The 22,923-nt window shown below is 60.1% G+C and carries 23 protein-coding genes; 7 read left to right on the top strand and 16 right to left on the bottom strand.

All coding sequences use genetic code 11. The annotated features are described in order from the left end of the window. Window positions 1-8 precede the first annotated feature (8 nt). The 6 genes from ACNYC6_RS11630 to ubiE all read right to left on the bottom strand — a co-directional run bounded on the left by ACNYC6_RS11630 (window position 9) and on the right by ubiE (window position 4,109). On the bottom strand, window positions 9-281 hold the full coding sequence (locus ACNYC6_RS11630; protein WP_218439040.1) for a twin-arginine translocase TatA/TatE family subunit: 273 nt from the start codon (window positions 279-281) through the stop codon (window positions 9-11). Between the two features lie 25 nt (window positions 282-306). Then, the gene (locus ACNYC6_RS11625; protein WP_090328169.1) at window positions 307-639 is read right to left on the bottom strand and encodes a phosphoribosyl-ATP diphosphatase; all 333 of its coding nucleotides are present in this window, start codon (window positions 637-639) and stop codon (window positions 307-309) included. Further along, window positions 632-1,033, bottom strand: a complete 402-nt coding sequence (gene hisI / locus ACNYC6_RS11620) for a phosphoribosyl-AMP cyclohydrolase (RefSeq protein ID WP_046816940.1) — start codon at window positions 1,031-1,033, stop codon at window positions 632-634. Before hisI ends, ACNYC6_RS11625 begins: the two co-directional genes overlap by 8 nt. 81 nt (window positions 1,034-1,114) lie before the next feature. Then, a complete protein-coding gene (gene ubiB / locus ACNYC6_RS11615) occupies window positions 1,115-2,719 on the bottom strand; it encodes a ubiquinone biosynthesis regulatory protein kinase UbiB (RefSeq protein ID WP_419712416.1) in 1,605 nt (534 codons plus the stop codon). Further along, window positions 2,716-3,339, bottom strand: coding sequence for a ubiquinone biosynthesis accessory factor UbiJ (locus tag ACNYC6_RS11610; RefSeq protein ID WP_419712415.1), 624 nt, complete (start codon window positions 3,337-3,339; stop codon window positions 2,716-2,718). The genes ubiB and ACNYC6_RS11610 overlap by 4 nt, the downstream gene beginning before the upstream one ends. Then, the gene (ubiE, locus tag ACNYC6_RS11605) at window positions 3,339-4,109 is read right to left on the bottom strand and encodes a bifunctional demethylmenaquinone methyltransferase/2-methoxy-6-polyprenyl-1,4-benzoquinol methylase UbiE (protein ID WP_007948968.1); all 771 of its coding nucleotides are present in this window, start codon (window positions 4,107-4,109) and stop codon (window positions 3,339-3,341) included. Before ubiE ends, ACNYC6_RS11610 begins: the two co-directional genes overlap by 1 nt. A gap of 155 nt (window positions 4,110-4,264) precedes the next feature. On the opposite strand from ubiE, the gene ACNYC6_RS11600 reads away from it, so the two are divergent. The 4 genes from ACNYC6_RS11600 (at window position 4,265) to ACNYC6_RS11585 (ending at window position 7,342) form a co-directional block, all read left to right on the top strand. Next, window positions 4,265-4,540 (top strand): polyhydroxyalkanoic acid system family protein, encoded by a 276-nt coding sequence (locus ACNYC6_RS11600; RefSeq protein WP_419712414.1) that lies wholly within the window; start codon window positions 4,265-4,267, stop codon window positions 4,538-4,540. Window positions 4,541-4,723: 183 nt separating this feature from the next. Continuing rightward, the gene (locus ACNYC6_RS11595; protein WP_338584292.1) at window positions 4,724-5,146 is read left to right on the top strand and encodes a phasin family protein; all 423 of its coding nucleotides are present in this window, start codon (window positions 4,724-4,726) and stop codon (window positions 5,144-5,146) included. Window positions 5,147-5,156: 10 nt separating this feature from the next. Further along, complete coding sequence (locus ACNYC6_RS11590; RefSeq protein ID WP_419712413.1) at window positions 5,157-6,038, top strand: phasin family protein; 882 nt, start codon at window positions 5,157-5,159, stop codon at window positions 6,036-6,038. Between the two features lie 356 nt (window positions 6,039-6,394). Next, complete coding sequence (locus ACNYC6_RS11585; protein ID WP_419708264.1) at window positions 6,395-7,342, top strand: IS110 family transposase; 948 nt, start codon at window positions 6,395-6,397, stop codon at window positions 7,340-7,342. A 50-nt stretch (window positions 7,343-7,392) separates the two neighbouring features. On the opposite strand, the gene ACNYC6_RS11580 is transcribed toward ACNYC6_RS11585, so the two are convergent. The 10 genes from ACNYC6_RS11580 to ACNYC6_RS11535 all read right to left on the bottom strand — a co-directional run bounded on the left by ACNYC6_RS11580 (window position 7,393) and on the right by ACNYC6_RS11535 (window position 20,197). After that, window positions 7,393-8,013 carry a TetR/AcrR family transcriptional regulator gene (locus ACNYC6_RS11580; protein ID WP_419712412.1) on the bottom strand — a complete coding sequence of 207 codons (621 nt, stop codon included), beginning with the start codon at window positions 8,011-8,013 and terminating at the stop codon, window positions 7,393-7,395. 60 nt (window positions 8,014-8,073) lie between these two features. Further along, a complete protein-coding gene (gene phaC / locus ACNYC6_RS11575; protein ID WP_419712411.1) occupies window positions 8,074-9,756 on the bottom strand; it encodes a class II poly(R)-hydroxyalkanoic acid synthase in 1,683 nt (560 codons plus the stop codon). Between the two features lie 130 nt (window positions 9,757-9,886). Continuing rightward, entirely contained in the window at window positions 9,887-10,741 is an 855-nt protein-coding gene (gene phaZ, locus ACNYC6_RS11570) for a poly(3-hydroxyalkanoate) depolymerase (RefSeq protein WP_338584296.1), read from the bottom strand. Between the two features lie 80 nt (window positions 10,742-10,821). Next, a complete protein-coding gene (gene phaC / locus ACNYC6_RS11565) occupies window positions 10,822-12,504 on the bottom strand; it encodes a class II poly(R)-hydroxyalkanoic acid synthase (RefSeq protein ID WP_419712410.1) in 1,683 nt (560 codons plus the stop codon). A gap of 256 nt (window positions 12,505-12,760) precedes the next feature. Next, on the bottom strand, window positions 12,761-13,138 hold the full coding sequence (locus ACNYC6_RS11560) for a gamma-butyrobetaine hydroxylase-like domain-containing protein (protein WP_419712409.1): 378 nt from the start codon (window positions 13,136-13,138) through the stop codon (window positions 12,761-12,763). Window positions 13,139-13,202: 64 nt separating this feature from the next. Continuing rightward, the gene (gene hslU, locus ACNYC6_RS11555; RefSeq protein WP_419712408.1) at window positions 13,203-14,540 is read right to left on the bottom strand and encodes an HslU--HslV peptidase ATPase subunit; all 1,338 of its coding nucleotides are present in this window, start codon (window positions 14,538-14,540) and stop codon (window positions 13,203-13,205) included. A gap of 52 nt (window positions 14,541-14,592) precedes the next feature. Beyond that, window positions 14,593-15,132 (bottom strand): ATP-dependent protease subunit HslV, encoded by a 540-nt coding sequence (gene hslV, locus ACNYC6_RS11550; RefSeq protein ID WP_077045027.1) that lies wholly within the window; start codon window positions 15,130-15,132, stop codon window positions 14,593-14,595. Window positions 15,133-15,363: 231 nt separating this feature from the next. After that, the gene (locus tag ACNYC6_RS11545) at window positions 15,364-16,074 is read right to left on the bottom strand and encodes an SPOR domain-containing protein (protein ID WP_217872653.1); all 711 of its coding nucleotides are present in this window, start codon (window positions 16,072-16,074) and stop codon (window positions 15,364-15,366) included. Between the two features lies 1 nt (window position 16,075). Continuing rightward, entirely contained in the window at window positions 16,076-17,812 is a 1,737-nt protein-coding gene (gene argS, locus ACNYC6_RS11540; RefSeq protein ID WP_419712407.1) for an arginine--tRNA ligase, read from the bottom strand. Between the two features lie 165 nt (window positions 17,813-17,977). Further along, window positions 17,978-20,197: a primosomal protein N' gene (locus ACNYC6_RS11535; RefSeq protein ID WP_419712406.1), complete on the bottom strand. Its 2,220-nt coding sequence runs from the start codon at window positions 20,195-20,197 to the stop codon at window positions 17,978-17,980. 166 nt (window positions 20,198-20,363) lie between these two features. Between ACNYC6_RS11535 and rpmE the strand changes: the two genes are divergently transcribed. From rpmE to ACNYC6_RS11520, 3 genes are all read left to right on the top strand, one after another. Then, window positions 20,364-20,582, top strand: a complete 219-nt coding sequence (gene rpmE, locus ACNYC6_RS11530; RefSeq protein WP_008047849.1) for a 50S ribosomal protein L31 — start codon at window positions 20,364-20,366, stop codon at window positions 20,580-20,582. Window positions 20,583-20,617: 35 nt separating this feature from the next. After that, on the top strand, window positions 20,618-21,406 hold the full coding sequence (locus ACNYC6_RS11525; RefSeq protein ID WP_419712405.1) for a thermonuclease family protein: 789 nt from the start codon (window positions 20,618-20,620) through the stop codon (window positions 21,404-21,406). 182 nt (window positions 21,407-21,588) lie between these two features. Then, the gene (locus ACNYC6_RS11520; RefSeq protein ID WP_419712404.1) at window positions 21,589-22,857 is read left to right on the top strand and encodes a malic enzyme-like NAD(P)-binding protein; all 1,269 of its coding nucleotides are present in this window, start codon (window positions 21,589-21,591) and stop codon (window positions 22,855-22,857) included. Window positions 22,858-22,923 lie beyond the last annotated feature (66 nt).

Here is a 22,923-nt window from a genome sequence, read left to right as displayed (position 1 = left end):
GTCAGTGCTCACACGTCTTTGCGGATCGGCTCTTCGACTTTCTGCGCCTGCACATCGATGGTGTGCGGCTGGTTTACCGAGGCCTGCGGCTGGACCGGTGGCACCGGTTGGGCCGGGGTCGCGGTCGGGTCGGCCGGTTTTTCATCGTCGTTCATGGCTTTCTTGAAGCCCTTGATCGATTCGCCAACGTCGGTGCCAAGGTTTTTCAGTTTCTTGGTGCCGAATACCAGTACGACAACAACCAGGATGACGATCCAGTGTTTCCAGTCAAAAATGCCCATGTTGCTGCTCCTCTCTAATCGTTATTCAGGCGGACGGGCGCGAGGCTTTCTCGGCGTGTCCGGAGAGACCGAAACGACGGTCCAGTTCATCGAGTACAGCCTGTGGATGCTGCCCCAATTGGGCGAGCATGACCATGCTGTGGAACCACAAATCGGCGGTTTCGTAGATCACATCGCTGCAGTCACCGCTGACGGCGGCATCCTTGGCGGCAATGATGGTTTCGACCGACTCTTCGCCGACTTTTTCCAGAATCTTGTTCAAGCCCTTGTGGTACAGGCTGGCGACATACGAGCTGTCGGCGGCGGCGCCTTTGCGCTCTTCCAGCACTGCGGCCAGGCGGGTCAGAGTGTCACTCATGTTTGTGTCCTGCGGAATAGATGGCGTGCGGATCTTTCAGAACCGGGTCGACGGTTGTCCAGTCGCCGTTCTCAAAGACACGGTAGAAGCAGCTCTGGCGGCCGGTATGGCAGGCGATGTCGCCGATCTGCTCGACCATCAGGATGATCACATCGGCGTCGCAGTCCAGGCGCATCTCATGCAGGGTTTGCACGTGGCCGGACTCTTCGCCCTTGCGCCACAGCTTGCCACGGGAGCGGGACCAGTAAATTGCGCGATTCTCGGCAGCGGTCAGTTCCAGCGCTTCACGGTTCATCCAGGCCATCATCAGGACGCGCCCGGTCTTGTGATCCTGGGCAATCGCCGGCACCAGGCCATCGGCGTCCCACTTGATCTCGTCCAGCCAGTTTTTCATCTTTGACTCCGACAGCGGGCTCGGCACTTCAATAGCCGAGCTCAGGCGTTGAAACAGTGTGCCAGTGCGCAGCACAACTGGCTATCGGCGAACGACCAGATACAAACCGACGGCCATCATGATACCGGCTGGCCAATACGCCAACTGGTTCAGCGGACCGCCAGCGGCGAGGATCGCGCCACCGGCCAGGTGTGCCGTGCCGAGCAGGCGCAGAAACCAGTCGTCGCGGCGTCGATGCCACGGTGGCGGCGGGTCGTAGGCGTGGGGTTGGGACATGCGTTCGAGCAGGTCGCGGGCCATGTTGGCCAGGTGCGGGAGCTGTTCGAACTGGCTCTGCACGTTGCCGATCAAGGCTTTCGGGCTGACGCGTTCGCGCATCCAGCGCTCAAGGAACGGCTGCGCGGTGTTCCACAAATCGAGGTCCGGGTACAGCTGACGGCCCAGGCCTTCGATGTTCAGCAGGGTTTTCTGCAACAGAACCAACTGAGGCTGCACTTCCATGTTGAAGCGACGCGCGGTCTGGAACAGGCGCATCAGCACCTGGCCAAATGAAATATCTTTTAAGGGTTTTTCGAAAATCGGCTCGCACACGGTACGAATCGCCGCTTCGAATTCGTTGAGCTTGGTTTCCGCCGGCACCCAGCCCGAATCAATGTGCAACTGCGCCACGCGACGGTAATCACGCTTGAAGAAGGCGAACAGGTTGCGTGCCAGGTAGTCCTGGTCTTCCGGGGTCAGGCTGCCGACGATACCGCAGTCGATCGCAATGTACTGCGGGCTCCACGGATTCACGGTGCTGACGAAGATGTTGCCGGGGTGCATGTCGGCGTGGAAAAAGCTGTCGCGGAACACTTGGGTAAAGAAAATCTCCACGCCGCGTTCGGCGAGCATTTTCATGTCGGTGCGCTGGTCGGCCAAGGTCGCGAGATCCGTGACCTGGATGCCGTAGATACGCTCCATCACCAGCACTTTCGGACGGCACCAGTCCCAATAGATTTGCGGCACATACAGCAACGGCGAGCCTTCGAAGTTGCGCTTCAACTGGCTGGCGTTGGCCGCCTCGCGCAGCAGGTCGAGTTCGTCGTAGATGGTTTTTTCGTAGTCGCTGACCACGTCCACCGGATGCAGCAGACGCGCATCGGCCGAGAGTTTTTCGGCAGCGCGAGCCAGGATGAACAGCCACGCGAGATCTTGGGCGATGATCGGCTTGAGGCCCGGGCGAATCACTTTGACGACGACTTCTTCACCGGTTTTCAACTGCGCGGCGTGCACCTGCGCCACCGAGGCCGAGGCCAGCGGTTCGACGTCGAAACGGCTGAACACTTCGCTGATTTTCTTGCCGAGCTGTTCTTCGATCAACTTGACCGACACTTGCGAATCGAACGGCGGCACGCGGTCCTGCAACTTCATCAACTCATCGGCGATGTCTTCCGGCAGCAAATCGCGGCGAGTAGACAGGATCTGCCCGAACTTGATGAAAATCGGCCCCAGGTCCTGCAGTGCCAGGCGCAATCGTGCGCCACGGCTCAGCTCCAGGGTCTTGCGCGGGAACCAGCGCCATGGCAAGGCATAACGCAGCGCCATCAAGAACCAGGGCAGCGGCAGGGCGAACAGCAGGTCATCGAGGCGGTAGCGGATCACGACGCGCTGGATGCGCAACAAACGGCGGACGGCAAGCAGCTTCATGCGTTATCGCTTGGGTCGAGGGATCGGGAAAGGCGCTCGAAGCGCGCCTCAAGACGTTCCAGATCGAGCTTGATCTGGTCCAGTTCACTGAATCGGGCTTCGGCTTCGCGCTGACCAACGAGGGTGCGCGATTCTTCGGCCAGGTATTCGCCCAGGTTCTGGCCCAGGCTGGCAAATCCTTGCTGATACCAGCGAGCGCGGCTGCGCAGGTGACCGCCGACCAGTTGCGTGGCGACGGGGCCGATCCAGCGCGAGAGTTCGTACTCCCAGTCCAGTTCCAGGTCCTGAAGGATCGCCGCCAGCTCCAGCAGCACGCCGCTGTCGCCGTCGAGTTCGACTTCAGGGCCATGCAGGACGGAGGTCTTGTCCTTGCTCATCGCCAGTTTCAACAGGCTGGAGGCCGGTGCACGCAAGTTGCAGTCGGCGCCGGTTTCCCACTGGGAGGCGAGCATCAGGCCTTCATCGCTGGGCAAAATGAACAATTGCAGCGCCGGGCTGCGGCAGTCGACGGCAATCACTCTGCCGCTCAATTGCGCGAGCCGCGGCAGCGCCGTGCTGTCGAGGCGCAGCACCCGGTTCAGGCCGAGTTCAACGCTGGCGAGCAGACCGGCGAGCAACATCAGGGCTTGATGCCGCGGTGCAGGGCAACGATGCCTGCGGTCATGTTGTGGTAGGTCACGCGGTCAAAACCGGCCTCGACCATCATCGACTTCAGGGTTTCCTGGTTCGGGTGCATGCGGATCGATTCGGCCAGGTAGCGATAGCTTTCCGAGTCGTTGGTGATCAGCTTGCCCATCAGCGGCATGAAGGCGAACGAGTAGGCGTCATAGGCCTTGGACATCAGCGCGTTGGTCGGCTTGGAGAACTCCAGCACCAGCAAGCGGCCACCGGGCTTGAGCACGCGCAACATGGAACGCAGGGCGTCTTCCTTGTGCGTCACGTTGCGCAGGCCGAAGGCGATGGTCACGCAGTCGAAATGGTTGTCCGGGAACGGCAGCTTTTCCGCATCGGCCTGGACGAATTCGACGTTGCCGGCCACACCCAGGTCCAGCAGGCGGTCACGGCCGACCTTGAGCATGGATTCGTTGATGTCGGCCAGCACGACCTGGCCGGTCGGGCCGACGAGGTGCGAGAATTTTTTGGTCAGGTCACCGGTGCCGCCGGCGATGTCGAGCACGCGATTGCCGGTGCGTACGCCCGACAATTCGATCGCGAAACGCTTCCACAGACGGTGCATGCCGCCCGACAGGAGGTCGTTCATCAAGTCGTACTTGGCGGCCACCGAGTGGAAAACCTCAGCGACTTTTTCCGCTTTCTGGCTTTCCGGAACGTTTTTGAAGCCGAAGTGAGTGGTGGGTTCGGCATCGCTGCCTTTGCGCTGATCAGTCATATCGCTGTCACCAAAAGAGAATGCGCGACATTCTAATCCCCAAGGGATGCTTTGTCTTGGCAAGGCTGCAGGTAAGATGGATCACCCTCGGGACGTTTTGCCGCAGTGGCGGTCAAGATTTACCGAACAAGCATTCATAAAGCAGGAGTCATTCAATGGCCCGTATTAGTGTTGAACGTGCCCACGGCCTGGGTAGGGAAGCGGCGCGGGAGAAGGCCGATAAGCTGGCGCAGAAACTTTCCGAGCAATATGGCCTGGAGCCGCAATGGTCCGGCGACACCTTGAACCTCAAGCGTTCGGGTGTGAAAGGCGCAGTGCATGTCAGTGACGATTCGATCAAGGTCGATGTGGAACTGGGCCTGATGATGTCGGCCATGAGCGGCATGATCAAAGCAGAGATCGAGAAGGCGCTCGATAAAGCCTTGGTCTGATTTCCGGCTGAAATGAGACCCCATGCAGGAGCCAGCAGGCTGGCTCCCACATTTTGTATTGCGGTGCACCTGATGGTTTATGTCATTTGTTAGGGTGCCGTTTCTAATTTTTCTCCCTACTTTGTGCCAGAGCCCGACACTTATCCGGGCAGTTCCTCAAACCTTCTGCGCGTGAGGTGAACCATGGCCAAAGTGATTCTGAAGAAAAAAATCGACGCATCGACCAGTGCTCTGGGCGACGTCAAATCCTATGCCCGCAAAGTCTGGCTGGCAGGCCTGGGCGCCTACGCCAAGGTCGGGCAAGAGGGCAGCGAATACTTTCAAGAGTTGGTAAAAGCTGGTCAAACTGTTGAAAAGAAAGGCAAAAAAGTAGTTGCTGAGAAACTCGAAGCGGCGAATGCCGAGATCGATGAAGCCAAGAACGAAGTGAGCACTTTCAAGGGCAAGGTCGAGCTTCAACTCGACAAGGTCGAGAAGGCGTTCGACACGCGTGTCGCAAGTGCCTTGAATCGTATCGGCATTCCGTCTAAACATGACGTTGAGACACTCTCTGCTAAGCTCGATGAGCTGACGGCATTGCTCGAACGTGTCGCGCGTAAATCTTAAGGAGAACGGGATGGCTGTTAAAAAGAACACCGAAAAAGAAGGCAGCTCGTGGATCGGGAAGGTCGAAGACTACTCCCGGAAAATCTGGCTGGCTGGTTTAGGCGTGTACTCGAAGATCGACACTGACGGCAGCAAACTCTTCGATGCATTGGTTAAGGACGGCGAGAAAGCCGAGAAGCTCACCAAGAGCGCCGTTGGCAAGAAAGTCGACGCCGCCAAGGACTCCGCTACTTCGGCCAAGTCGCGCATCAGCGACGTGAAAGATCGCGCACTGGGCAAGTGGGATGAGTTGGAAGGCGCTTTCGACAAGCGTCTGAACAGCGCCATTTCGCGCCTGGGCGTACCGAGCCGCAATGAAGTAAAAGCATTGCACAGCAAGGTCGATACCCTGACCAAGCAAATCGAAAAACTGACCGGTGCCAAGGTTGCGCCTGTTGCGGCGAAAACCGCGGCGGCCAAACCTGCTGCCAAACCGGCCGCAAAAACAGCGGCTAAACCACTGGTAAAAGCGGCGGCCAAACCTGCTGCTAAACCAGCAGCCAAAACTGCCGCAGCGAAACCTGCTGCCGCCAAGGCAGCGGCCAAACCGGTTGCTGCTAAAGCAGCCGCCAAGCCGGCAGTGAAGCCAGCCGCTAAGCCAGCGGCTAAGCCTGCTGCAAAAACCGCCGCAGCAAAACCTGCCGCCAAGCCAGCGGCAAAACCTGCGGCTGCGAAGAAGCCAGCGGTGAAAAAACCGGCCGCTCCAAAAGCCGCCGCGAAGCCAGCAGTGGCAGCTGCAAAGCCGGCAGCCCCGGCAGCACCGGTGAGCGCATCGAACTCCGCGACCGCGCCGACCCCTGCTGTCACCCCGACTGTCGCGCCGGCTCCATCGACGCCAACCAGTCAGTCCTGATTCTTCAGGGCTCAAGAAAACGCCCGGCCTGCCAAGGTCGGGCGTTTTTGTTTGTGCAGAATGTGTGAGCGCCACAGATCCACTGTGTACAAGCGAGCGTGTCAGCCAGTGAATATGTTGGTTGATGGACCACTATCGCGAGCAGGCTCGCTTGTATGCTAGGACTTGAAGGGAGGAGGAGGGACAAGGCTCGATTCTGACTGTTAGCGCAGTACAGATCCGTGGGAGATTTCGCCCCTCCTCCTTTCACCCAAGCGCCGATAAAGAATGCATCTGGCTAGACCGACGATAGGAACAAGCCTGCGCCTCTGGGTGAGCCCTTCAAGTGCTCAAAACCATATCTCGGGGGATGTTTAATGGCAATGCCGGTTTCTGCTATCAAGCCAATCGTGGGCGTGGATGTCGCCAAGAGTGAGTTGATGATCTATCAGGCCGAACTGGATCTGCTTGAGACGCTTCCCAATAACAAGCCAGCCATCAAGAAATGGCTGAAAGCCTTGCTGGCACCGGTCGATATCGCTATTGAGTCGACCAATATCTATCACCTGGAGTTCGCCGACCTGGCCCATGAGGCCGGTTGCACCATTTACATGGTCGGTGGCTATGAACTGAGCCATTACCGCAAAGGTGTGAAAGTTCGCGCCAAAACTGACGCGCTGGATGCAAAGTTACTCGCTCGCTATCTGAAGAACGAGTATGAAGAGCTTCATCCATGGATTCCGCCATCGCCGTTGTACCGCTGCCTCTTGAGCCTTTTCCGCCGGCGCGCGGCGCTGGTTCAGGCGCGGGTTGGCTTGGTGCAGAGCTGGACAAATGAACCGCTGCTCAAAGCCGCTTTTGCCGAGCAAGTGGCCTCCATGCAGAGGCTTGAAGGGCTGGTCGAGAAAATGATCAACGACCGCCTGAAAGAAGCCGGCTTGCTTGCCCAGTTGAAGCGTTGCATGAAAGTCGAAGGTATCGGCTTTCTGACTGGTGCCCGCTTGATCGCGGCTTTTCAGCGAGGCGATTTCAGAAATGCAGATGCCTTCATCGCGTTTTTGGGGATGGATTTGCGGGTATCGCAGTCAGGACAAAAAGACGGTCGCCGCAGCCTGACCAAGCGCGGCGATCCGGAGGCGCGTCGGCTTTTGCACAACGCTGCCATGTCGGCCAGCCGCACAGCCGCCTGGAAAGGTTTTTACCAAGAACAAAGAGCTAAAGGGTTCAGTACTACGCAGGCACTGGTGATCTTGGCCCGTAAACTTGCCCGGATCGTATTTGCACTGCTGAAAGGGCAAGGTGAATACCAACCGAAAGCAGGTTGAAGGCTTCCCCTCAACCATAGAATCTCCCACAAGGTTGGCGGTGGCGGGAGCTATTCGTGATCTTCCAGATACTGCATCGCCATCTGCTCGGTCGCAGCCTTGATCGGCGGTAGCAGGTGCGGCGCCACCAGCATCATGATCTGATAAACCACCAGGCGCACCTCACCCTCACGGTCGAGGATCCGCTGATAGTCCAGCGAGAACAGCAGGGTCATGGTGATCTGTTCCACCAATTGCCCCAACGCTTGCGTATCGCTGACCAATAACCCCTGCGCCTGCAATCGCGCCAACAACGAAGCCAGCGTGCGCTTGAGGGCATTGAGCAGGTTGCGAATGCCCTTGGCCAGTTTCGGCAGGCGCCCGGCCAGGTTCGACAAGTCCTGGAACAGAAACCGGTAATGGGCCAGGCGTTCGATGATCAGGTGCAGGAACAGCCAGTAATCTTCAGGAGCGAGTTCGACGTCGGCCGGTGGATCGAGCAACGGGGCCAACTCGGCCTGAAAGCGCTCGAACAGTCCGAGTATCAGCGGTTCTTTGCCGTGGAAGTGGTAGTAGAGGTTGCCTGGGCTGATCCCCATTTCGTTGGCAACTTCCATGGTGGAGACGTTCGGTTCGCCCTTCTGATTGAACAACTGCAGGGCACATTCGAGGATGCGGTCGCGGGTTTTCATCCAGTCTTCTTAGTGATCGAGTCATGCCACGGCCGGCAGCGGCCGTGGGTCGTTTGGGCGTCAGCGCACACGCACGTAAGTACCGGGCGCCGCCTCCATCGGTGGATAGTTCTGGTTGCCAAGGGTCATCAGGGTTTCCTTCTGCGCGCCCGAGCGTTCCTGAATCCAGCTCAGCCACTGTGTCCACCAACTGCCGTCGACCGGCTTGGCGTCGTAATACCAGGCGCGTGGGTCGCTACTCAGTTTTACACCCTCCACGTAGTTGGCTTTCGGGTTGCTCGGCGGGTTGAGAATGCTCTGCACGTGCCCGCTGTTGGACAGCACGAAGCGCCGCTCGCCACCCAGCAGGAGCGTCGAGCGATACACCGCATCCCACGGCGTGATGTGATCGTTGATGCCGGCAACGCTGAAGCTGTCGACGGTGACCTTCTGCAAGTCGATGGGTGTGCCGCACACTTCGAGACCGCCCGGATGGCTCAGCGGGTTGTGCTTGAAGAAGTCCAGCAAGTCGCCATGCAGGGCGGCCGGCAGGCGCGTGTTGTCGTTGTTCCAGTAAAGGATGTCGAACGCGGGCGGCTCCTTGCCCAGCAGGTAGTTGTTGACGAAGTAGCTCCAGATCAAATCGTTGGGGCGCATCCAGGCGAAGACCTTGGCCATGTCGCGGCCGTCCAGCACACCCTTCTGATAGGAACGACGCTTGGCGGCTTCCAGGGTCTGTTCGTCGGCGAAGAGGGTGGCCGGCGAATCCAGTTGGCTGTCGAGCAGGCTCACCAGATAGGTCGCGCTGGAGACGCGGCGCAGTTGTCGCTTGGCTTGCAGGTGACCCTGCAGCGCGGCGATGGTCAGGCCGCCGGCGCAGGCGCCCATCAGGTTGACCTCGCGCGCGCCGGTGATCGCCCGGCAGACGTTCATGGCTTCCTCCACCGCTTCGACGTAGGTCGACAGGCCCCATTCGCGGTGGCGCACATCCGGGTTGCGCCAGCTGATCATGAAGGTTTGCAGGCCATTTTTGAGCGCGTACTGCACGAAGCTGTTGTGCGGGCTCAGGTCGAAAATGTAGTACTTGTTGATCTGTGGCGGCACCACCAGCAGCGGTTTTGAATACTGCCTTTCGCTCATCGGCTTGTACTGGATCAACTCCAGCAATTCGTTGCGAAACACCACTGCGCCAGTGGTAGTGGCGACGGTCTTGCCGACCTCGAATGCCTGTTTGGTGACTTGCCGGGGCAGGCCATCGTTGTGCAGCAAGTCATCCACCAAATGGCTGATGCCGCGCACCAGGCTGTTGCCACCGGAGTTGAAGATTTCCTTGATCGCCAGCGGATTGAGCAAACTGTTGGACGGCGATACGGCATCGTTGAGCAAGGCGAACGCAAAGTGCGCGCGGGCGCGATCGTCCGGGCTCATGTTGCTGTCGTCGATCCAGTTTTTGACCTGCTTCTGCCAGCTCAGGTAGGCCTGCAGGCTACGACGATAAAACGGGTTGAGGGCCCACGCAGGGTCAGCGAAGCGACTGTCGTGCGGGTTGGTCGGGTGCAGGGTGTCGCCCAGCAACACACGACCCAATTGGCCGCCGAGCTTCAAAGCGTGTCGAGCGGTGTGCACGGGGTTGCGCAGGCCATGGGCGGCAACGCTGCGCAAAGTCGAAATCAGATCCCGGCCGCGCAGGCCGGTAATCGCACTTTGTGCGTTGATGAACGCGGCGGGAGTGGAGAGTGACTCCCTCGCTGGTTTATCGCGCATGACTCAACACTCCTTCGTCTTCAGGCCAAAAACAAATACACCGAACCAGAACACCATAGACGCTGTAACGGGTTGTTGCGCGGCGCGGCATCCTGCCCACCCATTTACTCATATACAAAAACCGGGCCGGTCAGCCACCCTGAGGTGCCGGATGCGGGTGCATCACCGCACGCTGGCGTTCTTCCTCGAGGAATTTCATGATAATCGGCGCCACCGCTTCGGCGCGGGTAATCAGGAACAGGTGCCCGTCATCGATGATGTGCAACTGGGCGTTGGGAATCCGCCAGGCCAGCAAGCGCATGTTGACCAGCGGGATCAGCGGATCGTCATCGCCGGCCAGCACCAGGGTTGGCTGGTTGATCTTGTGCAGCCAGTGAATGCTGGTCCAGCCGAGGCCGGCGAACAGTTGCCAGTAGTAACCGAGCTTGCCCGCCGAACGCACCTTCGCCGCGTGGCTTGCGGCCAGCGTCGGGTCGCGACGGAACGAACCGCCGTAGATCATCGGCGCAATGCGGATCACATGTGATGGCTGGATGTAGCGTCTTGGGCTGGCCATCATCCACAACACTTTCGGTTTGCCCGGCACCATTACCGCACCCGCCGCCGTCGCTGCCAGGACAAGCTTCTTGCAGCGCTCCGGGTAATCGTAGGCGAATTGCTGGGCAAGCGCGCCGCCCCAGGACACACCGATCACATTGACCTGTCCGTAATCGAGGTAGTCGAGCATGCGTGCCGTGAGTTTCGCCAGGCCGGGAAATCGATACGGACGATTCGGCGTCGACGACCCGCCGACTCCGGGTACGTCGAAAGCGATGACTTCCAGGTCCGGGTCCAGCGCCGCGACGAACGGAAATACCAGCTCAAGGTTGGCGCCGATGCCGTTGAAAATCAGCAAGGGCGTCAAGTGAGGCTTGCCGGGGCGTACTGCCGTGCGGAGGGTCTGGCCATCCAGGTCGACAGTGCGGAATATGAAAGGTTGCGGCATGCTCAAGCCCTGTTTATGAATTCATCCCCCCCTTGCAGGCGCAAGCCTGCTCGCTCCTGCAAGGGGTAGGGGTGTGTCAGTTACCGCTCATGTACATAGGTGCCCGGCGCTGCTTCGCCCGCCGGATATGCCTTGTTCCCCAGTTTCGCCGGGGCCTTTTTCAGCTCGCCGGAACGCTGGGCCTGCCAGGCCTGCCAGTGCAGCCACCAGGAATCGGTGTGCTTGGTGGAGTTCTCTTGCCACTCCTCGGCACTGCTCGCCATTTTTTCAGTGCTGGTCATGTAACGGGATTTCGGGTTGCCCGGCGGGTTCAGGATGCTCTGGATATGCCCGCTGCTGGACAGCACGAACTCAACGTTGCCACCAAACAGTTGTGCCGACTTGTAGCAGGACTTCCACGGCGTGATGTGGTCGTTGGTGCCAGCCAGGGAAAAGATGTCGGCCGTCACCTGCTTGAGGTCAATCGGCGTACCGCACACTTCCAGTGCATTCGGGCGGATCAGTGGATTGTTTTTGAACATCTCGATCAGGTCGCCGTGGAACGCCGCCGGCAGTCGTGTGGTGTCGTTGTTCCAGAACAGGATGTCGAACACCGGCGGCTCGTTGCCCAGCAGGTAGTTGTTGACCCAGTAGTTCCAGATCAAGTCGTTGGGGCGCATCCAGGCGAAGACTTTCGCCATGTCACGGCCTTCCAGCACGCCGGCCTGGTACGAATGACGCTTGGCGGTCTCCAGGGTCTGCTCGTCGACGAACAGGGCTACGTCGCTGTCCAGGGTGGTATCGAGCACGCTCACCATCAGGGTGAGGGCATTGACCTTGTTGTCGCCGATCGCGGCGTAGTGGCCCAGCAGCGCGGTGCAGGTGATGCCACCGGAGCAGGCGCCGAGCATGTTCACGTCTTTGCTGCCGGTGATGGCGGTGACCACGTCGACCGCTTCCTTGAGTGCCTCGATGTAAGTCGACAGGCCCCACTCGCGCTGTTCCTTGGTCGGGTTGCGCCAGCTGACGATGAAGGTCTGCACGTTGTTGCGCAGGCAAAACCGCGCCAGGCTCTTGTCCGGGCTCAGGTCGAAAACGTAAAACTTGTTGATCTGCGGCGGCACCACCAGCAGCGGACGCTCGTGGACCTGTTCGGTGATCGGTTTGTACTGGATCAGCTCCAGCACATCGTTGCGGAACACCACCGCGCCTTCGGTCACGCCCAGGCTCTTGCCGACCTCGAACGCGCCCATGTTGACCTGGCTCGGCATGCCGCCGTTGTGCACCATGTCCTTGGCCAGATGCGAGAGCCCGTCAAGCAGGCTTTTGCCGCCGGTTTCGAAAAAGCGTTTGACTGCCGCCGGGTTGGCCGCCGTGTTGGTCGGGGCGAAGGCTTCGGTCATCAGGTTGATCACGAAGTGCCCGCGGGCGACATCCTTGGGCCCAAGGTTACTGTCGTCGATCCATTCGTGGAGCTCCTTGCGCCACGCCAGATAAGTTTGCAGATAACGTTTGTAGAGCGGGTTCTGGCTCCAGGCCGGATCCGCGAAGCGACGGTCATCGCTGGTCGGTTGCAGCTCGGATTTGCCGAACAGCACGTTCTTGAGTTCAAGGCCGAAATGCGCAACATGCTTTGCGCTGTGCACCGGTTGCCTGATGGCCTGCCTGAGTACCATGCGAGCAGAAGCCAGTAGATCCTTTCCACGCAGCCCAACGACAGGATTCAGACCCAAAGTGTTTTCCGAGGCCTGATACTTCAAGTCATCGTTATTCTGTTTACTCATCTACGACGCTCCATTGTCCTGAGACGAGTACCCGGTCCTGCTGTGCAGTCACACAGCAAATGCCAGGTACTACTGCTCGGGTGACCGTTAATTCTGCATCGATGCTTTTTGTTCAGAGAGCACTGCAGGGAACTTGCCAGCTCCATTGGTTACCCGAGTTTAATTTTTTTCGCAAGCAGGCCAATCGCTTGCTTTGGAGCGGAGCATTCAAGCAGATGAAATTAGAAAATGCCCTCTAAAGAGCAAGAAGCTCAGGCTAGAGCATCAGCTTGACGACGGATTCGTTCGGGTCGCGGGTCTTTCCGGCGGCTTTGAGCTCGGCAAGATAATCCTCCCAGAGTGCGTCATGACGTCGCCCCAGTTCGTAGAGGTATTCCCAGGTGAACAGGCCGCTGTCGTGGCCGTCGTCGAAGGTCAGTTTCAGTGCGTACTGACCGGCTGGTTCCAGCTTGCTCAGGCCTACGTTGATCTTGCCAAATTGCAGGATGGGTTTGCCGTGGCCCTGGACCTCGGCGGAAGGAGAGTGCACGCGCAGGAACTCGGCGGGCAGGGTGTATTCCTCACCGGACGCGTATTTGAGCGTCAGGGTTTTCGAGGCTTTGTGCAGCTTGATGTCGGTGGGGAGTTGGGTCATGAGCGCCGTTCCGTTGTGGATGGAACCCTGTAGGAGCGAGCAGGCTCGCTCCTACAAGTATGGCTTACAGGATATAACGGGACAGGTCTTCGTTCTGCGCCAATTCGCCCAGGTGGCTGTTGACGTAGTCGGCATCGATCTGGATGACCTTGCCGTCATGGGTGCTGGCCAGGTCGCCGGCGCTGAACGACACCTCTTCGAGCAGACGCTCAAGCAGGGTGTGCAGGCGACGGGCACCGATGTTCTCGGTTTTCTCGTTGACCTGCCAGGCGATCTCGGCGATGCGCTTGATGCCGCTTGGCTGGAACTCGATACCCAAACCTTCGGTTTTCAACAGTGCGCAATATTGCTCGGTGAGCGAAGCGTGCGGCTCGCTGAGAATGCGTTCGAAGTCCTGCGGCGACAGTGCCTTGAGCTCGACGCGAATCGGCAGACGGCCTTGCAGTTCCGGCACCAGATCGCTCGGCTTGCTCAGGTGGAACGCACCGGAAGCGATGAACAGGATGTGGTCGGTCTTGACCATGCCCAGTTTGGTGTTGACGGTGCAGCCTTCGATCAGCGGCAGCAAGTCGCGCTGCACGCCTTCGCGGGACACATCGGCACCGCCGACATTGCCGCGCTTGGCGACCTTGTCGATTTCGTCGATGAACACGATACCGTGCTGCTCGACCGCTTCCAGGGCCTTGGCCTTCAACTCTTCATCGTTGACCAGGCGGCCGGCCTCTTCGTCGCGCACCAGTTTCAGCGCTTCCTTGACCTTGAGCTTGCGGCTCTTGCGCTTGCCCTTGCCCATGTTGGCGAACAGGCTCTGCAACTGGTTGGTCATTTCTTCCATGCCCGGTGGCGCGGAGATATCGACGCCGGACATTTCGGCCACTTCGATCTCGATTTCCTTGTCATCCAGCTGACCTTCACGCAGGCGCTTGCGGAACAGCTGACGGGTGTTGGAATCGGAGCTCGGGGCGTCTTCGTTACTGAAGCCCATGCGGGCCGGAGGCAGCAGGGCGTCGAGGATGCGCTCTTCGGCGGCGTCTTCGGCGCGATGGCGAACCTTGGTGATTTCCTGCTCGCGCAGCAACTTGATCGCGGCATCGGCCAGGTCACGAATGATCGATTCGACGTCGCGGCCGACGTAGCCGACTTCGGTGAACTTGGTCGCTTCGACCTTGATGAACGGCGCGTTAGCCAGTTTGGCCAGGCGACGGGCGATCTCGGTTTTACCGACACCGGTCGGGCCGATCATCAGGATGTTCTTTGGGGTTACTTCAACGCGCAGCTCTTCAGGCAGCTGCATCCGGCGCCAGCGATTGCGCAGGGCAATGGCGACGGCGCGCTTGGCATCGTCCTGGCCGATGATATGGCGATTGAGTTCGTGGACGATTTCACGGGGAGTCATGGACATAATATTTGACGGACCTTAAACAAGTGAGTCGTGGCGTGTGGCCGAAACAGACTTACTCGTCGCCTTTGGCGCAGTCCTGCTCCTCAATGGTCTGGGTGTGGTTGGTGAATACGCAGATGTCGCCGGCGATGCCGAGAGCGGTCTCGACGATTTCCCGGGCCGACAGGTCGGTTTTTTTCAGCAGCGCGCTGGCGGCAGCCTGGGCGTAAGCGCCACCGGAGCCCATGGCGATCAGCCCGTTCTCAGGCTCTACCACATCGCCGTTGCCGGTGATGATCAGCGAAGCGTCTTTATTGGCAACCGCGAGCATGGCTTCGAGGCGGCTCAGGGAGCGGTCGGTGCGCCATTCTTTGGCGAGCTCGACGGCGGCGCGAACCAGATGGCCCTGGTGTTTTTCCAGCTGGCCTTCGAAACGTTCGAACAGGGTAAAGGCATCAGCCGTGGCACCGGCAAAACCGGCGAGGACTTCGCCGTGGTACAGGCGACGGACTTTCTTGGCGTTGCCTTTCATCACGGTATTGCCGAGAGAAACCTGGCCGTCGCCGCCCATGACGACTTTGCCGTGGCGACGAACTGAAACGATGGTGGTCAAGGGAAGAGTCTCCACACAGCGGGCGAAAGTGCCTTATGCCCATTCATATGGGGGTGGTGGAGTGGATTTCAACCGCGCAGCGCGAGAGGGGACGGGCGGTGTTTGTCAAACGTGGATAGGCGGTGTTGGACATGACGCCATCGCCAGCAGGCGGGCTCCCGCAGCGGCTGAGCCAAACCTGTGGGAGCCAGCCTGCTGGCGATGAACGATGACGCGGTGTTTCCGAAGGGATCAGCGGCTCTGGCGTTGTTGTAACAACAGGTTGCTGAAGCCGGCGCCGGCCAGTTGTTTCTGTGCGGTGGTCAGTTGCTCGCGGTTGCTGAACGGCCCAACCAGAACCCGGTACCAGGTCTCGTCTTTCACCGTACCCGATTCAACCGCCACGGCCTGGCCGAGCAGAATGATCTGCGCCCGAACCTTGTCCGCATCAGTCTCCTTGCGGAACGAGCCGGCCTGCAGGAAGAACTTGGTCACCGGCGCCGCTTTGGTGACCGGCGGCGCTGGTGGCGGAGTGATCCCGGCCAGGGCTGCCTGGGCGCGGGCAGTGTCGATTTTCGCCGCTTCGGCCGGTGTCACCGGCGTGGTCGGAATCGCCGGCACTTGTGGTGTCGGCAGGGTTTTTTCCGGCACGGCATCCGGTGGCACGATGACTTCCGATTCCGGCAACAGGGTGTAGAAGTCGTACTTCGGCTTCACCGGTTGCGTCGGGCTCGGCGGGGTCTTGTTGGCCTCGGCGATCTTGGTGGCTTTCTGTTGCTGCTCCACCTTCTCGCGTTTGACCGTGTCGCTACCCTTGCCCGGCTCCAGTTTCATCAGGAATACGATGAATGCACCGACCGTCAGGCCGATGGCCATCCACAGCCAACCCGGGATCGGTTGCTTCGCTGGAGCTTGGTAACGGCTGGCGCCACGCTTGGGTGCAGGTTTTTTCTTGGCAGCCAACTTACATACGCTCCAGAGTTTCCAGGCCCAAGAGTTCCAGGCCTTGCTTGAGGGTGCGTCCGGTCAGCGCGGCGAGGCGCAGGCGGCTCTGCATTTGTTCCGGGGTGTCGGCGGCGAGGATCGGGCAGTTCTCGTAGAAGCTGGAGAACAGGCCGGCGACGTCGTACAGGTAAGTGCAGAGGATGTGCGGCGTGCCTTTCTCGGCCACGTTGTTCAGCACTTCGCCGAACTGCGCGAGTTTCGCTGCCAGCTCGTGTTCATGCGGTGCTTCGAGCACGATCTGGCCTTCGACTTCGCTGAAGTCCTTGCCGAGTTTGCGGAACACACCGGCCACGCGGGTGTAGGCGTACAGCAGGTACGGCGCGGTATTGCCTTCGAAGTTCAGCATCAGGTCGAAGTTGAAGCTGTAGTCGCTGGTGCGGTGCTTGGACAGGTCGGCGTATTTCACTGCGCCAATGCCGACGACCTTGGCGATGTTACGCAGGTCGGCTTCGGCCAGTTCCGGGTTCTTGTCCTTCACCAGGGTGTAGGCGCGCTCCTGGGCTTCGGTCAGCAGGTCGATCAGCTTCACGGTGCCGCCATCGCGGGTCTTGAATGGACGGCCATCGGCGCCGTTCATGGTGCCGAAGCCCATGTGTTCCATTTCCATCGGATGCGTCACGAAGCCGGCCTTGCGCGCTACGGCGAACACTTGCTGGAAGTGCAGGGCCTGACGCTGGTCGACGAAATACAGCGCGCGATCAGCCTTGAGCGTGCCGCTGCGGTAGCGCACGGCCGCGAGGTCGGTGGTGGCGTAGAGGTAGCCGCCGTCAGCCTTGACGATGATCACCGGCAGCGGATCGCCATCGGCATTCTTGAACTCGTCGAGGAACACGCACTGGGCGCCATTGCTCTCGACCAGCATACCGGCAGCTTTCAGGTCGTTGACCACGTTGATCAGGTCGTCGTTGTAGGCGCTTTCGCCCATCACGTCGGCCATGGTCAGTTTGACGTTGAGCAGTTCGTAGATTTTCTGGCAGTGGGACAGCGAGATGTCCTTGAACTTGGTCCACAGCGCCAGGCAATCGGCATCACCGGCCTGCAACTTGACCACCAGGCCACGGGCGCGGTCGGCGAACTCTTCGGATTCGTCGAAGCGTTGCTTGGCGGCGCGGTAGAAGTTTTCCAGGTCCGACAGCTCGTCGCTGGTGATCGGGTTTTCCTGTAGATAAGCCATCAGCATGCCGAACTGGGTGCCCCAGTCGCCGACGTGGTTCTGGCGGATCACGGTATCGCCGAGGAATTCCAGAACACGGGCCACGCCGTCGCCAATGATGGTCGAGCGCAAGTGGCCGACGTGCATTTCTTTGGCCAGGTTCGGGGCCGACAGGTCGACCACGGTGCGCTGCACCGGGCCGGTCTTGCGTACGCCGATGTGGGCGTCGGCCAGGGCGGCGTCCAGGCGAGAAGCCAGGGCATCGGTGTTCTGGAAGAAGTTGAGGAAGCCCGGACCCGCGATCTCGGCCTTGCTGACGTTTTCGTCAGCTGGCAGCGCAGCGATGATTTTTTCCGCCAGGTCGCGTGGCTTCATCCCTGCAGGCTTGGCCAGCATCATGGCGATGTTGCTGGCGAAGTCGCCGTTCTTCTTGTCGCGGGAGTTTTCCACCTGGATCGCCGGCGACAGGCCTTCAGGCAACACACCTTCGTTGACGAGTTGGGTGATGGCTTGTTGGATCAGCTGGCGAATGGTGTCTTTCATGGTCTTCTCTTTCGACCGCTGGCGCGGCGGCGCATCATGCGCTGGTGGAAAAACTGGGCATTATCCGTTGCCGAGGCGGGCTTGCCAACCTTAGCAGGCAGGTTGTGGATGTGTGGTGACAATTGGGCCGCCATCGCTGGCTTGCCAGCGATGGCGGTCTATCTATCAATACAAGTCGACCGGATCAACGTCCAGCGACCAGCGCACCGCCCGCCCACTCGGCATCTGCTCAAGCACCAGCAACCAACTCGCCAGCAATCGATGCAAAGGCGCCCTGGCCGTAGCCTGCAACAACAGTTGTGCGCGATAACGCCCGGCACGACGCTCCATCGGCGCCGGCACTGGCCCCAACAGTTCAATCCCGCTCAGGTTCTGCTCGGCCAGCAAGCGCTCGGCCTCGCTGCATGCCTCATCAAGGAAGCCTTCGGCCTGTCCCGGTTTATGTGCTTCAGCCCGCAACAACGCCAGATGCGCGAACGGCGGCAGGCCCGCCGCGCGACGCTCGCTCAAGGCCTGTTCGGCGAAGGCGAAGTAGCCTTGCTCGGTCAATTGCACCAGCAGCGGATGGTCGGCCAGGTGCGTCTGGATGATCACCTTGCCGGGTTCTTCCGCCCGACCAGCGCGGCCCGCGACCTGGACGATCAATTGCGCCATACGCTCGCTGGCGCGGAAGTCGCCGGAGAACAGCCCGCCGTCGGCGTCGAGAATCGACACCAGCGTCACTCGCGGAAAGTGGTGCCCTTTGGCAAGCATCTGGGTGCCGATCAAAATGCACGGCTGACCCTTTTGAATGGTTGCGAACAACTGGTTCATTGCGTCTTTACGCGAGGTGCTGTCGCGGTCGACCCGCAGCACCGGATAGTCCGGAAACAGGATTTTCAAGCGCTCTTCGGCCCGTTCGGTGCCGGCGCCCACGGGACGCAAATCGACCTTGTTGCACTTTGGGCACTGACGGGGGACGCGTTCGACATAACCGCAATGATGGCAGCGCAGCTCACCGTAGCGCTGGTGCACGGTCATGCGCGCATCGCAGCGTTGGCATTCGGACATCCAGCCGCAGTCGTGGCAAAGCAACGTCGGTGCGAAGCCGCGGCGATTGAGGAACACCAGCACTTGTTGCCCGGCGGCCAGGGTCTGACCGATGGCTTGTTGCATCGGCCCGGAAATGCCGCTGTCCAGCGGGCGACTTTTCACGTCCAGACGCAGGAAACGTGGTTGCTTGGCGCCGCCAGCGCGCTCATTCAGGCGTAGGAGGCCGTAACGGCCGGTGTAGGCGTTGTGCAGGCTTTCCAGTGAAGGTGTGGCGGAGCCGAGCACAATCGGGATGTTTTCCTGCCGTGCCCGCACCAATGCCAGGTCGCGAGCGTGGTAGCGCAAACCTTCCTGCTGTTTATAGGAGCCGTCGTGCTCCTCGTCGATGATGATCAGGCCCGGGTTTTTCATTGGTGTGAACAGCGCTGAACGGGTGCCGATAATGATGTCGGCCTCGCCGTCGCGGGCGGCGAGCCATGCGTCGAGGCGTTCGCGATCGTTGACTGCCGAGTGGATCAGCGCGATGCGCGCATTGAAGCGCTGCTCGAAGCGCGCCAGGGTCTGCGGGCCGAGGTTGATTTCCGGGATCAGCACCAGCGCTTGCTTGCCGGCCTCCAGGGTTTCGCGGATCAACTGCAAATACACTTCCGTCTTGCCGCTGCCAGTGACGCCGGCCAGCAGGAACGCGTGGTAACTGTCGAACCCGGCGCGAATCGCTTCATATGCTGCACGCTGTTCCGGGTTGAGCGGCAGCTCCGGCTGCGCCAGCCAGTGTTCGTGTCGGGCGCCGGGGGCGTGCTTGCGGACCTCGACTTGCACCAGATCCTTGGCCAGCAGCAGATCGAGGCTGTCCTTGCTCAACATCAATTTGCTCAGCAACTGATGGGCCACGCCATGGGGATGCTGCGCCAGTGTCGCCAGGGCTTCACGCTGGCGCGGGGCGCGGGCGATACGCGGGTCATCGAGGCTCGCGCCTAGCGCGGCAGACCAGAAACGTTCCTGGCGTGGCTCGGCCAGCTCGCCCTGGCGCAGCAGCACCGGAAGTGCCCAACTCAAGGTGTCGCCGAGGCTGTGCTGGTAATACTGGGAAGTCCACAGGCACAGCTTGAACAGCGCGGGCGGCAACGGCGGGGTGACATCGAGCAGGGCCAGCGCCGGTTTGAGTTTTTCGGCAGGGACTTCGCTGGTGTCAGTGACTTCCACCAGAATCCCGATCATCTCCCGACGCCCGAACGGCACCCGCAGGCGCATGCCGGGATGCAATTGCGCGCGCAGGACGCCGGCCGGTGCGCGGTAGTCGAACAGGCGGCGCAGGGGCGATGGCAGGGCGAGGCGCAGAATGGCGTCGGGCACGCGTTTTCTCGATGAAGGGGTGAAGTGGCAGGCCGCGAGCCTAGCAGACGACCGGTTTGAGGGACAGCTTGCGTGATTGGCATTGTCTGGTAGAATCCGCGGCCTAATTACGTGCGGTATTCAACAATAGTGTTGGGTGGCGGCACGCTAGCCTGAGGAAGACACCATGAAAGCTGATATCCATCCAGAATACCCAGCAGTTGCTGTTACCTGCAGCTGCGGCAACAAGTTCGAAACCCGTTCGACCTTCGGCAAAGCCCTGGCGATCGACGTTTGCAACGAATGCCACCCGTTCTACACCGGTAAGCAAAAGACTCTGGACACTGGCGGCCGCGTTCAGCGCTTCGCCGACCGTTTCGGTGCTTTCGGCGCGAAAAAGGCCTAAGGCCTCTCAACTTGGGAAACCGTTCCGGTTTTTCCATGCTGATGAAAAAGGCGTCCCTTGTGGGCGCCTTTTTTGTGTCCGCGATTTGGCTCTCCGCGGCCCAGGCTTTCTGCCCGGCGCCGGGTGGCCTGACATCCGTCACCGTGCAGCGAGTGGTCGATGGCGACACGCTACGCTTGAGCGACGGTCGCAGTGTGCGCATGATCGGCTTGAACACGCCGGAGCTGGGCAAGAAAGGCCGCTCCGACGAGCCATTCGCCGTGGCTGCACGTAAGCGGCTCGAAGCGTTGGTAGCGGCCAGCGACGGGCGGGTCGGTTTGCAGTCCGGTAAGGAAAGCAAAGACCATTACGGCCGGACCCTGGCCCATGTCTACAGCGCCGACGGCGCCAATCTCGAAGCGCAAATGCTCTCTGAGGGCCTCGGTTTTCTGGTGGCGGTTGCCCCGAATGTCGATTTGGTCGACTGTCAGCAAGCAGCGGAACGCAGTGCCCGTCAGGCCGGGCTCGGCGTATGGCGACAGTCACCTGTGCTGAAAGCGGATCAGATCAGCGCGTCCGGTTTTGCCGTGCTCGGCGGTCGTGTGAGCAAGGTTCAGCGTAATCGTGGCGGGGTTTGGATCGAATTGCAGGATTCGGTTGTGTTGCGCGTTGCACCCAATTTGTTGGCCCGTTTTGATGCCGCCGCGCTTGAAAAGCTCAAAGGCAGGCAAATCGAGGCGCGTGGCTGGGTGTTGGATCGTTCACGCCGCGGTGGGCTCAAGGAGGGTCAGGCGCGCTGGATGTTGCCGCTGACGGATCCGGCGATGCTGCAAGTGGTGCAGTAAGAAAAAATTGTAGACATTTTTTATGTCGATTGTGAACAGTCTATCCCTTGTGTTCCGCGGCTCTTGGCCCAAAGTCGTAAGGCCGGGCGCTTGACAGGGGTGACCGGTCAGTCTTGTGGGGATTTTGCGAGGCGCGTATCCTCGCTGACCAGTCTGTCCAACAGTAAAAGCGGAATGCCAAAATGTCTGATCTGAAAACTGCCGCTCTCGAATATCACGCCAATCCTCGTCCAGGGAAGCTGAGTGTCGAGCTCACCAAGGCCACCGCTACCGCTCGCGACCTGTCGCTGGCCTACAGCCCCGGCGTAGCCGAACCAGTACGCGAAATCGCCCGCGATCCTGAACTGGCCTACAAATACACCGGCAAGGGCAACCTGGTTGCAGTCATTTCCGATGGCACCGCGATTCTCGGCCTGGGTAACCTCGGCCCATTGGCCTCCAAGCCAGTGATGGAAGGTAAAGGCGTACTGTTCAAGCGCTTCGCCGGCATCGACGTGTTCGACATCGAAGTCGACTCCGAAAGCCCGCAAGCCTTCATCGACACCGTCAAGCGCATCTCCATCACCTTCGGTGGCATCAACCTGGAAGACATCAAGGCACCTGAGTGCTTTGAGATCGAACGTGCTCTGATCGAGCAGTGCGACATTCCGGTATTCCACGATGACCAGCACGGCACTGCGATCGTTACCGCAGCCGGCATGATCAACGCCCTGGAAATCGCTGGCAAAACCCTGCCGGAAGCCAAGATCGTCTGCCTGGGCGCCGGTGCCGCCGCCATCTCCTGCATGAAATTGCTGGTGAGCATGGGCGCCAACATCGAAAACATCTACATGATCGACCGTACCGGCGTGATTCACTCCGGCCGTGACGACCTGAACCAGTACAAGGCTGTCTTCGCTCACGCGACCGACAAGCGCACCCTGGCTGACGCCCTGCAAGGTGCTGACGTGTTCGTTGGCCTGTCCGGCCCGAACCTGCTGAGCGCTGAAGGCCTGCTGTCGATGGCGCCTAACCCGATCGTGTTCGCGTGCTCCAACCCGGATCCGGAAATTTCTCCGGAACTGGCGCACGCCACCCGTAACGACGTGATCATGGCCACCGGCCGTTCGGACTACCCGAACCAGGTCAACAACGTACTGGGCTTCCCGTTCATCTTCCGTGGTGCCCTGGACGTTCGCGCCAAGCGCATCAACGAAGAAATGAAAGTGGCCGCGGCCAACGCCCTGCGCGAACTGGCCAAGCTGCCAGTGCCACAGGAAGTGTGCGACGCCTACGGCGGCATCAAGCTGGAATTCGGTCGTGAGTACATCATTCCGAAACCAATGGACAAGCGTCTGATCACCCTGATCTCCGACGCTGTGGCCAAAGCCGCCATCGAGACCGGTGTGGCGACCCTGCCGTATCCGAAGAACTACCCGCTGAACAGCGTGGATGACGTGTTCAACGGCTAAGTCGAGTCGTTGTAGCGCTTCAACCGAAAGCCCCGGCTTGTAATGAGTCGGGGCTTTTTATTGGTG

Source organism: Pseudomonas sp. NFX224, assembly GCF_048565165.1.
In the GTDB taxonomy this organism is placed as follows: domain Bacteria; phylum Pseudomonadota; class Gammaproteobacteria; order Pseudomonadales; family Pseudomonadaceae; genus Aquipseudomonas.
The sequence above is the reverse complement of the archived record's forward strand: the minus strand, read 5'-3'. Positions and strand labels throughout refer to the sequence as shown.